The organism is Granulibacter bethesdensis CGDNIH1, assembly GCF_000014285.2.
GTDB classification, from domain to species: domain Bacteria; phylum Pseudomonadota; class Alphaproteobacteria; order Acetobacterales; family Acetobacteraceae; genus Granulibacter; species Granulibacter bethesdensis.
Genome location: NC_008343.2, coordinates 2584566 through 2597500 on the forward strand (window position 1 = coordinate 2584566; position 12935 = coordinate 2597500).

The 12935-nt window shown below is 58.8% G+C and carries 10 protein-coding genes, 1 tRNA gene and 2 rRNA genes (1 of these 13 only partly in view); 6 read left to right on the forward strand and 7 right to left on the reverse strand.

Going from position 1 to position 12935, the window contains the following annotated elements; all coding sequences use genetic code 11:
• The first annotated feature begins 80 nt into the window (after window positions 1-80).
• A complete protein-coding gene (gene secB, locus GBCGDNIH1_RS24175; protein ID WP_408874671.1) occupies window positions 81-620 on the forward strand; it encodes a protein-export chaperone SecB in 540 nt (179 codons plus the stop codon).
• Between the two features lie 75 nt (window positions 621-695).
• Here secB and GBCGDNIH1_RS24910 read toward each other — a convergent pair whose 3' ends face one another.
• Window positions 696-857, reverse strand: coding sequence for a hypothetical protein (locus GBCGDNIH1_RS24910; RefSeq protein WP_157692036.1), 162 nt, complete (start codon window positions 855-857; stop codon window positions 696-698).
• A gap of 98 nt (window positions 858-955) precedes the next feature.
• On the opposite strand from GBCGDNIH1_RS24910, the gene GBCGDNIH1_RS24180 reads away from it, so the two are divergent.
• A complete protein-coding gene (locus tag GBCGDNIH1_RS24180) occupies window positions 956-1882 on the forward strand; it encodes a LysR family transcriptional regulator (protein WP_011633037.1) in 927 nt (308 codons plus the stop codon).
• 7 nt (window positions 1883-1889) lie between these two features.
• On the opposite strand, the gene GBCGDNIH1_RS24185 is transcribed toward GBCGDNIH1_RS24180, so the two are convergent.
• Window positions 1890-3683, reverse strand: a complete 1794-nt coding sequence (locus tag GBCGDNIH1_RS24185; protein ID WP_011633038.1) for an ABC transporter ATP-binding protein — start codon at window positions 3681-3683, stop codon at window positions 1890-1892.
• 212 nt (window positions 3684-3895) lie between these two features.
• Here GBCGDNIH1_RS24185 and glgC point away from each other — a divergent pair, with 212 nt between their 5' ends.
• Together glgC and glgA are read left to right on the forward strand one after the other, a co-directional pair.
• A complete protein-coding gene (gene glgC, locus GBCGDNIH1_RS24190; protein ID WP_025319829.1) occupies window positions 3896-5149 on the forward strand; it encodes a glucose-1-phosphate adenylyltransferase in 1254 nt (417 codons plus the stop codon).
• A gap of 33 nt (window positions 5150-5182) precedes the next feature.
• Complete coding sequence (gene glgA, locus GBCGDNIH1_RS24195) at window positions 5183-6625, forward strand: glycogen synthase GlgA (protein WP_011633041.1); 1443 nt, start codon at window positions 5183-5185, stop codon at window positions 6623-6625.
• A 15-nt stretch (window positions 6626-6640) separates the two neighbouring features.
• On the opposite strand, the gene GBCGDNIH1_RS24200 is transcribed toward glgA, so the two are convergent.
• Both GBCGDNIH1_RS24200 and GBCGDNIH1_RS24205 read right to left on the reverse strand, forming a co-directional pair.
• Window positions 6641-8563 carry a potassium transporter Kup gene (locus GBCGDNIH1_RS24200; RefSeq protein ID WP_025287624.1) on the reverse strand — a complete coding sequence of 641 codons (1923 nt, stop codon included), beginning with the start codon at window positions 8561-8563 and terminating at the stop codon, window positions 6641-6643.
• Between the two features lie 115 nt (window positions 8564-8678).
• A complete protein-coding gene (locus GBCGDNIH1_RS24205) occupies window positions 8679-9389 on the reverse strand; it encodes a YggS family pyridoxal phosphate-dependent enzyme (RefSeq protein ID WP_011633043.1) in 711 nt (236 codons plus the stop codon).
• A 52-nt stretch (window positions 9390-9441) separates the two neighbouring features.
• Between GBCGDNIH1_RS24205 and GBCGDNIH1_RS24210 the strand changes: the two genes are divergently transcribed.
• Together GBCGDNIH1_RS24210 and GBCGDNIH1_RS24215 are read left to right on the forward strand one after the other, a co-directional pair.
• Window positions 9442-10107 (forward strand): thiamine phosphate synthase, encoded by a 666-nt coding sequence (locus GBCGDNIH1_RS24210; RefSeq protein ID WP_011633044.1) that lies wholly within the window; start codon window positions 9442-9444, stop codon window positions 10105-10107.
• Window positions 10108-10262: 155 nt separating this feature from the next.
• Complete coding sequence (locus GBCGDNIH1_RS24215; protein ID WP_043453204.1) at window positions 10263-10733, forward strand: DUF3576 domain-containing protein; 471 nt, start codon at window positions 10263-10265, stop codon at window positions 10731-10733.
• Window positions 10734-10916: 183 nt separating this feature from the next.
• Here the strand turns inward: GBCGDNIH1_RS24215 and GBCGDNIH1_RS24220 are convergent.
• The 3 genes from GBCGDNIH1_RS24220 to GBCGDNIH1_RS24230 all read right to left on the reverse strand — a co-directional run.
• Window positions 10917-10993: transfer RNA gene (locus GBCGDNIH1_RS24220), tRNA-Met, on the reverse strand.
• 37 nt (window positions 10994-11030) lie between these two features.
• Window positions 11031-11145 (reverse strand): 5S ribosomal RNA (gene rrf, locus GBCGDNIH1_RS24225).
• Window positions 11146-11246: 101 nt separating this feature from the next.
• Window positions 11247-12935, reverse strand: a 23S ribosomal RNA gene (locus GBCGDNIH1_RS24230); it runs 1049 nt beyond the window's last position.

A 12935-nucleotide genomic window follows, 5' to 3' on the forward strand; every position in this document is an offset into this window, starting at 1 on the left:
TCTTATGCTGGCGCCTGCTTTTTGAATGTGATATTGCTCTATTAATCATTTAAGAGCCTTGGAGATACCAGATGGCTGACATTGACGATACGACTGACGAGGACGTGCAGGACGAGGCCGTAACCGAAAACACCGCCAGCACTGGCCCGCAGGCAGGTCCGCCGCTCGTGGTCAATGTCCAGTATGTGAAAGATCTTTCTTTTGAAGTCCCGGGCGCACCGCAGATTTTCGCAGCCCTGCGTACGCAGCCGCAGGTTGATCTGAATCTGGATGTTCAGGTTCGCCGTCTGGAAGAACAGGCTCACATCTACGAAGTCGTCCTCGCCATCCGTGCAGAGGCCGTCGAGCGGGTTGAAGGCGAAGAAAAGGCCAATACCGTCTTCATCGCCGAGCTGTCCTATGGTGGCGTGTTCACGCTGAACGGTATCCCGGATGAAAGCATCGAACCGGTGCTGCTGGTCGAATGCCCCCGTCTGTTGTTCCCCTTCGCCCGCACGATCCTAGCGACCGTCACACGCGAAGGCGGTTTCCCGCCGGTCCAGCTTCAGCCGATCGACTTCGTCGCCCTGTGGCAGGCACGTCGTGCCCAGCAGCAGCAGGAAACGGTCGGGAACGCCTGATCTCAGGCTTCGGCATGATGTTGAACAGGAAACGGGCCTCGCGAGAGGCCCGTTTTTTGTTATGGGTTGATCTGGTCAGAGCGTGCAGGCAACAGCGGCCGTCGTCACCCCGCAGGCTGCGTCATGCGCATGATTGGCGGAAGCGATCATGATCAGGGCCGCCAGAACCAGACCGGACAGCATCAGGGCAGCGGCCCGGATTGGGGTGGGACAACGCATCAGAATGGATGTTTTCATGGAACGAGGACCTTCTCAGCGAGAAGCCGGCCCCGTGCCGGCCTTGCAAAGAGAATGTGATCCTTCTTACAGTATTAATCCAATCGATCCTTATCATAATGTCCATCGTTCATCGTAATCTATCCCGCCTTGATCTGAACCTCCTGACCGCCTTCGATGCGATCTATACCGAGCGCAGCGTGACCAAAGCTGCCGAATGCATCGGGGTCGGGCAATCGGCGATGAGTCATAATCTCGCCCGGCTGCGCGAAGCCTTGCAGGATGAATTATTCGTCCGCACCCCCTCCGGCATGGAGCCAACGCCCCGCGCCCGTGCGATTGCCGATACAGTCCGCAATCTGCTCTGGACTGTGCAGGACAAGCTGCTGACCACCCGCAGCTTCACCCCCGCCACGGCCGAGCGCATCTGGCGGATCGGACTGGCCGATAATATCGAGAGCCTGCTGATGCCGCCTTTGCTGGACATGATGCTGAAAGAGGCTCCCGGCATGCGTATCCAGGCGATCTTCACCGATGGTCTGCGCGTGCTGGAAGCACTGGATCGTGATGAGCTGGATATGGGCATCGGCGTTTTCCGCCATGGTGGCAACGTTCATAAACGGCGCAATTTCGCACCGGATTCCTATCTGTGCCTGTACGATCCAAAGCAGATTACGCTAGAGGGACCGATCACGCTGGACCAATATGCCTCCCTGCCGCATGTGCTGGTCAGCCTGCGCGGCATCTTCCATGGGGTGGCGGATGATGCGCTGTCCCTGCTGGGGCGGACGCGGACCATCGTGATGACCACACCGCATTTTCTCTCCGTGCCTTATGTGTTGCGGGGGGCGCCGGTTATTACGACCCTGCCGGGAACGCTGGCACGCTCGGCCGCCTCGGCACACGGGCTGTGCGTCAGCCCGTTGCCTTTTGAACTGGCACCGTTTCGCCTCTCGATGTTGTGGCACAGCTCCTATGACAATGATCCGGCCCATCGCTGGCTGCGCAATACGGTCGCCAGCCTGATGGACCAGATGCACACATGAGCCTCCGTCAGGACATCTCCTGTACCAGCCCCATCGCCTGCCGTTCGAACAGCCTGCGATACAGCCCGCCCTCTCGCTGGATCAGACTGTCATGAGTGCCTTCCTCGACAATCCGGCCATGATCGAACACCAGAATCCGGTCCATCGACCGAACAGTGGAAAGCCGATGCGCAATCACGATCGAGGTTCGACCGGCCATCAGCCGCTCCATCGCCTGCTGGATCAGCGCCTCCGACTCGGAATCGAGGCTGGCCGTTGCCTCATCCAGAATCAACACCGGAGCATCGGCCAGAAAGGCGCGGGCAATCGCAACACGCTGGCGCTCACCTCCTGACAGCTTGACACCGCGCTCTCCCACCATGGTGCGATACCCTTGTGGCAGGGCGCGAATGAACGCATCGGCATTTGCCAGCCGGGCCGCCTGCATGATCTCCTCCATGGAGGCACCGGGACGGGCATAGGCAATGTTTTCAGCCAGAGACCGATGAAACAGCACAGCCTCCTGCGGGACCAATGCCATCTGACCGCGCAAGGACGACTGAGTCACGGTGGCAATATCCTGACCATCCACCAGAATGCGGCCATCGGTGACGTCATACAGACGCTGCAACAGCTTGACGAAGCTGCTTTTGCCGGATCCGGAATGTCCGACCAGCCCCACCCGCTCCCCCGCTGCGATGCGCAGGGAAAAATCTTCAAACAGGGGTGTGGTGTGACTGCCATAGCGGAACGTCACATGATCGAACATGATTTCTCCCCGACCGGCCCGCAAGAGTACGGCTCCGGGACGGTCCTCCACACCGAGCGGATGGGATTGCATTTCCACCAGCTCCTCCATCTCATTCACGCAGCGCTGGAGATTGGCGACATGCTGCCCGATATCCCGCAGATAGCCATGCACCACGAAATAGGCCGTCATCACGAAGGTCACATCGCCCGCTGTCGCCTGTCCCCGTGACCACAGCACAATGGCGTAACCGATAATCACCGTCCGTAAGACCAGCAGCACCAGCATCTGCGCCGAGCCGCTATTGGTCCCGTATATCCAGGTGCGTCGGGTGCGCTGCCGCCATTTGGTGAGGATCCTGCCCAGCACCCTGTCCTCCCGCGCTTCCGCACCGAAGGCTTTGACGACGGCATTGCAGGTCACAGCATCCGCCATGGCCCCTCCCATCCTTGTATCCTGACGGTTGGACAGGCGGGCCGCAGGGGCCACACAAAGCAAGGACAAAGCAACCGACAGCCCGATATAGAAAATGGCGCCGATCCCGACTGACAGCCCCATCCCCGGCCAGTACCAGCCCAGCAGCAGCGCGGAGCCGACCAGAATCGTCAGAGCCGGCAACAGCGAGGTCAGCAAGGTATCGTTCAGCAGATCGACCGCCCAGATTCCACGCGTGACTTTCCGGACAATCGAGCCTGCGAAATTATTGGCGTGCCAGTCCGTGGAAAAACGCTGCACGCGATAAAATGCATCGGCCGCAATCTGCTCCATCAGGCGCAGCGTCAGAGCCGTGATCCCTACAAACGAAACATGGCGCGCACCGACGACCAGAGCCCCCAGCAATCCCATCATGACCAGAATCGTCCATGGACCCCAAGGTCGCAACCCTGCATCAGGAACGGTCGATATGGCATCCACCAGCCAGCCGGACAAAACCGGCAGCCCCAGATCGGCAATGGTTCCCGCCATCATCGTCAGGGCCGTCAGCAGCACCATCCGCCATTGCCGACCCCAATGACGGAATAAAAATCTGAGCACCATGGCAACGGCACCCATGCGATCGCGGTAAACTGTCATGATGCGTTCGTTATCTTTCAGGCAGTGCCGCAGCCATGCCGAATGGCGGCTCCATCCCTGTAAAGAGAGCAACAGGGAAGATGTGAAAATGACGCACAGAATAATGTTCGATCATTCCCTGCATCCACCCTGTGCGGATCGTGGCAGACCTTCTACAGTTTCATGATCGACTGACGCCTTGCCCCTGCAATTCAGGTCCAGGAACTATCAGCATGAGCGGTACCAGCAGCATCGCCCGCAGCACAATGGCTTATGTCCTGGCGGGGGGGCGTGGCTCCCGGTTGCTGGAGCTGACGGATACACGGGCGAAACCGGCCGTTTATTTTGGCGGCAAATCACGCATCATTGATTTCGCCCTGTCCAACGCGGTCAATAGCGGCATCCGCCGCATCGGGGTCGCCACCCAGTACAAAGCCCATTCGCTGATAAGGCACATGCAGCGTGGATGGAATTTCTTCCGTCCCGAGCGTAATGAGGGCTTCGATATCCTGCCTGCCAGCCAGCGTGTCAGCGAAACCCAGTGGTATGAAGGCACCGCCGACGCAGTGTATCAGAATCTGGACATCATCGCGGGATATGAGCCGGAATACATGATCATTCTGGCGGGTGATCATATTTACAAGATGGATTACGAAATCATGCTCCACCAACATGTGGAGCGTCAGGCCGATGTGACCGTCGGCTGCATCGAAGTCCCGCGAGAGGAAGCCACCGGCTTCGGCGTCATGCAGGTGGATGATACGGGTCGGATTACAGCGTTTCTGGAAAAACCCTCCGATCCGCCCGGCATGCCGGGACAGCCCGACATAGCCCTTGCCAGCATGGGCATCTATGTTTTCAAAACGAAATTCCTGTTCGATGTTCTGCGCCGCGACGCCGCCGATCCTGACTCAAAACACGATTTCGGCGGGGACATCATTCCGGATCTGGTTGAAAACGGCACCGCCATCGCGCATCGCTTCAGTGATTCCTGTGTCCGCAGCAGCAAAACAGCAGAGGCTTACTGGCGGGATGTCGGGACGCTGGATTCCTACTGGCAGGCCAATCTCGATCTGACCAATGTCGTGCCGACGCTTGATCTGTATGATTCAGGCTGGCCAATCTGGACCTATAACGAGATCAGCCCGCCCGCGAAATTCGTCTATGACGATGTGGGACGGCGCGGCATGGCCGTGGACAGTCTCGTCGCGGGCGGATGCATCGTTTCCGGGGCCTCGCTCAGCCGATCATTGATCTCCACCGGCTGTCGCGTGCACTCCTTCTCACAGCTGCACGGCACCGTTGTACTGCCTTATGCCGATATCGCCCGCAGCGCACGGTTACGGAACACCGTGGTGGATCGGGGCGTGCGTATTCCGGAAGGGCTGGTCGTCGGTGAAGACCCCGAGCTGGACGCGAAACGGTTCCGCCGCACCGAAAAAGGCATCTGCCTGATTACCCAGCCCATGATTGACCGGCTCGGCTGATCGTTTTCCCTGTTCTGATCGGTTCCTGTCCAGATGCGTGTTTTGAATGTGGCTTCGGAAGCCTATCCATGGATCAAGACCGGAGGGCTGGCTGATGTTGCCGGAGCACTTCCAGCCGCGCTCGCCGAGCATGATGTGGATATGCGTACCCTGCTGCCTGCTTATGCCGGGTTAAGGCAAAGGCCGGAGACCCGTCCGGTTCATCATTACGCCGATCTGTTCGGTGGAGCAGCCAGTATTCTTGAGGCCCGCCTCACCGGTGGACTGACCCTGTATCTGCTGGATGCACCACATCTCTATGACCGTCCCGGCGGCCCTTATACGGATGCCAACGGGCGGGACTGGGCCGATAATGCCGAGCGCTTTGCGGCTTTCTGCCGGGCGGCAGCCGATATCGCCCTTGGTATTCTGCCGGATTGGACGCCGGATATCGTGCATGCTCATGACTGGCAGGCCGGGCTTGTCCCCGCCTATCTGGCTCTGTCGGAAGCCTCACCAAGACCACCCGTCCTTTTTACCATCCATAATCTGGCTTTTCAGGGCGTTGTCCCACGGGATCGTCTGGCCGCCCTGCTGCTGCCGCCCGACAGTTTCTCGGTGGATGGGGTGGAGTATTACGGCCAGATCGGACTGCTCAAAGCCGGGCTGCACTATGCCGATGCGCTGACCACCGTCAGCCCGAGCTATGCCCGCGAAATCCAGACCGATACCGGGGGCATGGGGCTGGGAGGATTGCTGCGCGACCGCGCCGCCGTGCTCAACGGCCTGCTGAACGGCATCGACATGACCGAATGGAATCCGGCCCATGATCCGCATGTGAAAGCCCATTTCGACCGTCACAGCCTGGAACACCGGACCATCAATCGTGAGGCCCTGCGCACGCGGTTTGGATTGGATTCCTCAGCAGGCCCGCTCTTCGGCATTGTCAGCCGCCTGACCGGCCAGAAAGGGATTGATCTGGTTCTGAATGCTCTGCCTTTCCTGATCTCGCAACAGGCTCAGCTGGTCGTGCTGGGCAGTGGAGACAAAGGGCTGGAACAGGGATTGTTACAAGCGGCGCAAACTCATCCAAGGCAGATTGCCGTCTTTTCAGGATATGACGAGGCCCTGTCCCGCCAGATTTTCAGCGGCGCCGATGCCATGCTGATCCCCTCACGTTTCGAACCATGCGGTCTGACCCAGCTTTACGCGATGCGTTACGGCGCGGTTCCCATCGTATCCCGCGTGGGGGGCCTGGCAGACACCATCATCGACGCCAATACCGCCGCCTGTGAGGCAGGCGTTGCGACCGGACTGATGTTCCAGCCGGACGGAGAAGATAGTCTGATCGAACCGCTCTCCCGCGCCATCCGGCTGTTCCATCAGGCCGAAATATGGGAGCGGCTTCAGCATCGCGGCATGGAAACAGATAGCAGCTGGACCTTGCGAAGCACAGCCTATGTCGCGCTCTACACCCGGTTGCTCTCGCTCCGTTAAAAGCCGCCTGCTCGATCAGATCGGAACCCGAACCCCCAGCTCCACCACACGATCGCTGGGGATGCGGAAGAACTCCGTCGCCGGCACCGCATTGCGGGCCATCACCAGGAACAGCCACAGACGCCAGAGCGGCATTTTAGGCGCTTTCCCGGCCACAATGGTTTCCCGGCCGAAGAAATACGAAACCTGCATCGATTCCACCGGCACACCCCGCGCCCGCAGCGCATCGAGATCACGGGGAATGTTCGGGCTTTCCTTGAAGCCATAGCGTATGATCACACGATAGACATTCTCTGCCAGCTCCTCGACTTCCAGATGCTGATCCGGCCCGGCTTCAGGCTGATCGAGCGTCTTCACGGTCAGGAACAGGACACGCTCATGCAGCACCTTGTTGTGCTTCAGGTTATGCAGCAACGCACCTGGCACATAATCCGGATTGCCGGTCAGGAACACAGCCGTTCCCGGCACACGCAGAATCCGCGATTGAGGCAGGCGCGCCAGAAAGGAAGCCAGCGGCAGGCTGTCCTGCCTCCATCTGCTCATCAGCAGACGACGCCCCGCGCTCCAGCTGGTCATCATCGCCATCAGCAACCCGCCCAACACCAGCGGCACATAACCACCCTGCGGGATCTTCAGCATGTTGGAGGCGAAAAACAGGCTGTCCAACAGGAAGAAAAAGCCAAACACAACCATAACACTGCGCCGGCTCCAACCGAACTGACGGCGGAACACGACCACGGCCAGAATACCCGTACACAGAAACGTTCCCGTCACGGCGATACCATAAGCCGCCGCAAGATTGTCACTGGTGCGAAAGGTCAGAACCAGCGCCAGCACTCCGATCAGCAAGGCGCTGTTGACCTGCGGCACATAGATCTGCCCCTGCTCCGTCTCACTGGTATGGCGCACCGTCATACGCGGCAGAAAACCCAGCTGGACGCATTGCCGTGCCATGGAGAACGCGCCTGAAATCATCGCCTGACTGGCAATCACAGTCGCAGCCGTAGCCAGCAACACCATCGGCAGGCGCAACCAATGCGGTGTCAGCAGGAAAAAAGGATTATCCAGTGCCTTGATATCATGCAGGATCAGGGCACCCTGTCCGAAATAATTCAACGTCAGGGCCGGCAACACGATCCATAGCCAGGCCTGCTTGATGGGCCGGCCACCGAAATGCCCCATATCGGCATATAATGCCTCTGCCCCCGTCACAGCCAGCACGACGGAACCGAGCACAATAAAAGCCAACAGCCTGTGCTGGATCAGCAGCAGCCCCGCATAACCGGGGGACAGCGCCAGTAACACCTTTGGGTGATGCAGGATCGCCAGCAGACCCAGCAATCCGATCAGAAGAAACCAGACCGCCATGATCGGACCAAACACGCGGCCCATGATGCTGGTCCCGCGCCATTGCACCATAAACAGCGCCACGATCACGACGGACGCAATCGGCAACACGTAGTCCTTCATGGCGGGATAGGTGATCTCCAACCCTTCCACTGCCGACAGAACTGAAATCGCAGGGGTAATGACGCCATCCCCGAAGAACAGACAGGCGCCAATGATTCCTGTCATACCCAGCCAGTACCGCATGCGTCCCGGATTGGCGACACGCTGGGCCAGCGCCATCAGAGACAGGATACCCCCCTCCCCCTGATTATCGGCCCGCATCACCAGCAGCACGTATTTGACCGTGACGATCAAGACCAGGGACCAGAAGACCATGGACAGCACGCCATAGACTTCCAGCCTGTTAATGACGGACCCATCATCCTGAAAATGCAACAAAGCCGCCTTGAAGGCGTAAAGCGGGCTGGTCCCGATATCACCGAACACCACCCCCAGCGCACCCAGCAACATGACAAGGCCAGTGGGTTGACCAGTGGGTTGGCCAATGGGCTTTTTTTCGTCAGCCGCCAGTTTTTCCGCCGCCGACATTATATCATTTCCCCGTTCAAGCCGTCGTCCAGTCGAGAATTCAGTCGATGGCACAGGACGTGCCGGTCAATATGCCCGATTCTCATGAAGAATGGGTCTCATGAAGAATGGGCGTTTAAAGATATCCGCCATCCGGCACGGACGGAGAAGAGTGTTCCGCCGCAGATGGGCGGGGCCGGGCACCGAAAATGGCTGTTCCGATTCGCACATGCGTTGCTCCGTTGGCAATGGCCTGCTCAAAATCACCTGACATGCCCATGGAAATAACCGGCAATCCATGGCGCGCTGCTGCTGCCGCCAGCCATAAAAAATAGGGATCCGGATCGACATCCGCCGGCGGAATCCCCATCACGCCGCATAAGGCATCCCCGAAACGATGCCGGCACATCTCGATAAACGAATCAGCCTCCCGCGTGGGGATACCGGATTTTTGCGGCTCATCCCCGACATTCACCTGCACCAGCAGGCGGGGCAGACGCTTCTCCTTCTCCGCGGCCAATGCCAGTGCATCGGCCAGACGCGGACGGTCCAGACTTTCGATCACATCGGCAACACGCACCGCCTCCCGGGCCTTGTTGGTCTGAAGGCCGCCAATCAGGTGAAGGGTAGGAGGATCGGCTTCGTCACGCAGCGGCAGGAACTTCGTCAGAGCCTCCTGCACCTTGTTTTCCCCGAACACGCTCTGCCCTGCCCGGCGCGCCGCCGCCACCGCGTCAGGACCATGCGTTTTGGAAACCGCGACAAGCGTCACCGTCTGCGGATCACGCCCGGCACGACGCGCCGCCGCATCGATCCGCGCCCGAATATTGGCCAAAGCAGCGCTCATAAGGTCAGGCTGCTGGTCTGAGAGAGAAGTATCAGCGTAAGATTGCAAGGACATGGACCAAAAGCTCATTGCCTGGGCGCGCGCCGTCAAGGCCAAAGCCCCCCGCAACGCACCACCGCCCCTCTGGCTGTTCACAGATCATCGCCGCGTACCCGATCCACGCCCTGACATCGCCCGGTTGCCGCGCGGATTATGCGGCGTCGTCTTTCGCCATGATGCCCTGCCTGACACCGTACGGGCAACTCTGTTACGTCAGGTCATCCGGCTCTGCCGTGCCCGGCGGCTGATTTTGAGCGTCTCTGGCTGCATCCCCGGGGGCCTGCCGATGTGGACGCAACCCCATCGACGCGGCGGCAGATTATTAGCCAACAGAGCCGACAAGGCTTCCACCTGTCTTCCCGCTGGCTTGCCCGCTGGCTTGCAAGGCCGACCGATAATCACCGCCTCTGCCCATACAATCCCCGAGATACGCCGTGCACACCGTCTGGGCGCTGGCCTGATTTTCTTCTCTCCGTTTCTGCCGACGGAAAGCCATCCGGGGACAGCCGCTCTGGGGGCCGGACACTGGAATCGGCTTGTCCGTATGGCTGGCCGCAGTCTTCACAACCCGCCATACATTGCCGCTCTGGGTGGAATAGAAGGCCGCCATACCGCTTTACTCCGCATGAGCGGCATCCTGAATGTGGGGGCTATTGGTGCCCTGCATGCAAGGCACTGACGGCACCGCTCTCTACTGACGTAATCTGGCGCAACAATCGTATGAGGAATCGTGAAGCAGGGATGGCTTGGCCTGCGTCTGCTCTGACGGTAATAGGGCATGGACCGCATCTTGTTGCCTGCCCATTATCGGTCCTTACCGTTCCGGAATACGACATGTCTTTATCCTACCGTTCAGCCATCGCCGTTTCCGCTCTTCTGCTGCTGAGCGCTTGCAGCAGTCAGGAAAACGAAAGCAAGGATTTTACCGATCCACAAAATCAGGCGGCCGCACAGAGCGTCAGCAATGGGGCCAAGCCCGGGCAGGAAGTGAATGTTTTTCTGTGGCGCGCGACGCTCGACACGCTGTCCTTCATGTCCCTGAAATCCGCTGATCCGTATGGTGGGGTCATCATCACCAACTGGTATCAGCCCCCCTCTTCCCCCGGCGAGCGGTTCAAGGTGACGGCCTATATCCTCAGCCCGGTGATGCGCAGCGATGGTGTGCGCGTCTCCCTGTTCCGGCAGGTGCAGAAGGGTGGACAATGGGAAGAAGCACCCGTCGACAGGGAAACCGTTACCGAAATCGAAAACAAGATTTTGATGCGCGCCCGCTCTTTGCGAGCAGCCGGTTTTCAGCAGCAGTAAAACAGTTTTTTCAGTGGCTGGTATTACTCAGCGGCTCGGAAGCCGGGCGACTACATGCCACCGTCCCGCTATTACCGACGGCAGCGATTTCTGCCGCGTATTTTGCTTGAACGCATGTGCAGCCGGTCCCCTTTAGGAATTGGGGATCGGCTTTGTGTATTATATTAGTATGTTGATTTGAGATGGTTGCGGGGGCAGGATTTGAACCTGCGGCCTTCAGGTTATGAGCCTGACGAGCTACCGGGCTGCTCCACCCCGCGTTTGTGGTGGTAGGTAGCGTGAGGGGTGGGTTGGAAGACCTGGCGGCGACCTACTCTCCCGCATCTTGAGATGCAGTACCATGGGCGCTGGGGCATTTCACGTCCGAGTTCGGGATGGGATCGGGTGTAGTTTCCCCGCCATAGCCACCAGGTCGTCCAACCCACCTTTTTGGGTGGTGTTGTGATGGGATGTTCTGGTGTTTTTTAGGATGTGCTGTTTGTCATGTGTGGATGACTTCTGTGCATGATGGAAGTTCTTGAGCCTATCGGGCTATTAGGACCAGTTAGCTGAGTGCGTTACCGCACGTATACACCTGGCCTATCGACGTGATGGTCTTTCACGGCCCTCAGGGAGACCTGGTTTTGAGGTGGGTTTCCCGCTTAGATGCTTTCAGCGGTTATCCCGTCCGCACATAGCTACCCGGCTGTGCCGCTGGCGCGACAACCGGTGCACCAGAGGTGCGTCCATCCCGGTCCTCTCGTACTAGGGACAGATCCTCTCAAGTCTCCAACACCCACGGCAGATAGGGACCGAACTGTCTCACGACGTTCTAAACCCAGCTCACGTACCACTTTAATCGGCGAACAGCCGAACCCTTGGGACCTGCTCCAGCCCCAGGATGTGATGAGCCGACATCGAGGTGCCAAACCTCCCCGTCGATGTGGACTCTTGGGGGAGATCAGCCTGTTATCCCTAGAGTACCTTTTATCCGTTGAGCGATGGCCCTTCCACGCGGGACCACCGGATCACTATGGCCGACTTTCGTCTCTGCTCGAACTGTCGCTCTCGCAGTCAGGCGGGCTTATGCCATTGCACTCAACAGCCGATGTCCGACCGGCTTGAGCCCACCATCGCGCGCCTCCGTTACCATTTGGGAGGCGACCGCCCCAGTCAAACTGCCCGCCATGCAGGGTCCCGGACCGGGCTTACCGGTCTCGGTTAGACACCAGAAAAACGCAGGGTGGTATTTCAAGGTTGGCTCCACACAAGCTAGCGCCCATGCTTCAAAGCCTCCCACCTATCCTACACAGCATTTTCCTGGTGCCACTGCAAAGCTGCAGTAAAGGTTCATAGGGTCTTTCCGTCTGACCGCGGGTACCCCGCATCTTCACGGGGAATTCAATTTCGCTGAGCCGATGCCGGAGACAGTGGGGAAGTCGTTACGCCATTCGTGCAGGTCGGAACTTACCCGACAAGGAATTTCGCTACCTTAGGACCGTTATAGTTACGGCCGCCGTTTACCGGGGCTTCAATTCAGTGCTTGCACACCTCCTCTTAACCTTCCGGCACCGGGCAGGCGTCAGACCCTATACGTCGTCTCTCGACTTCGCAGAGCCCTGTGTTTTTACTAAACAGTCGCTACCCCCTGGTCTGTGCCACCCACACCCGGTTGCCCGGACATGGGTCTTGCTTATCCCGAAGTTACGCAAGCAATTTGCCTAGTTCCTTCGACATCGTTCTCTCAAGCGCCTTGGTATGCTCTACCAGTCCACCTGTGTCGGTTTCGGGTACGGTCTATTCGCTGGAGCTATTTCCTGGAACGATCCGGCTGCAGGGGCAATCCAGTAAGTCCCCACAACGCTTCACATTCGTCACTTCCAGCAGGCTCAGGAATATTCACCTGATTCCCATCGACTACGGCTTTCGCCCTCGCCTTAGGGGCCGGCTCACCCTGCGTGGATTAACCTTGCGCAGGAACCCTTGGACTTTCGGCGACAGTGTTTCTCGCACTGTTTGTCGCTACTCATGTCAGCATTCGCACTTCCGATACCTCCAGGAGGGGTCACCCCATCTCCCTTCACAGGCCTACGGAACGCTCCGCTACCGCGTAGATCACTCTACACCCGCAGCTTCGGTGTGTGGCTTGAGCCCCGTTACATTTTCGGCGCAGGATTTCTATTAGACCAGTGAGCTATTACGCTTTCTTTAAAGGATGGCTGC

Coding starts and splice junctions, on each gene's coding strand:
- GBCGDNIH1_RS24910 (WP_157692036.1), bottom strand. CDS start 857: ATGAAAACATCCATTCTGATGCGTTGTCCCACCCCAATCCGGGCCGCT.
- GBCGDNIH1_RS24180 (WP_011633037.1), top strand. CDS start 956: ATGTCCATCGTTCATCGTAATCTATCCCGCCTTGATCTGAACCTCCTG.
- GBCGDNIH1_RS24185 (WP_011633038.1), bottom strand. CDS start 3,683: ATGACAGTTTACCGCGATCGCATGGGTGCCGTTGCCATGGTGCTCAGA.
- glgC (WP_025319829.1), top strand. CDS start 3,896: ATGAGCGGTACCAGCAGCATCGCCCGCAGCACAATGGCTTATGTCCTG.
- glgA (WP_011633041.1), top strand. CDS start 5,183: ATGCGTGTTTTGAATGTGGCTTCGGAAGCCTATCCATGGATCAAGACC.
- GBCGDNIH1_RS24200 (WP_025287624.1), bottom strand. CDS start 8,563: ATGTCGGCGGCGGAAAAACTGGCGGCTGACGAAAAAAAGCCCATTGGC.
- GBCGDNIH1_RS24205 (WP_011633043.1), bottom strand. CDS start 9,389: ATGAGCGCTGCTTTGGCCAATATTCGGGCGCGGATCGATGCGGCGGCG.
- GBCGDNIH1_RS24210 (WP_011633044.1), top strand. CDS start 9,442: ATGGACCAAAAGCTCATTGCCTGGGCGCGCGCCGTCAAGGCCAAAGCC.
- GBCGDNIH1_RS24215 (WP_043453204.1), top strand. CDS start 10,263: ATGTCTTTATCCTACCGTTCAGCCATCGCCGTTTCCGCTCTTCTGCTG.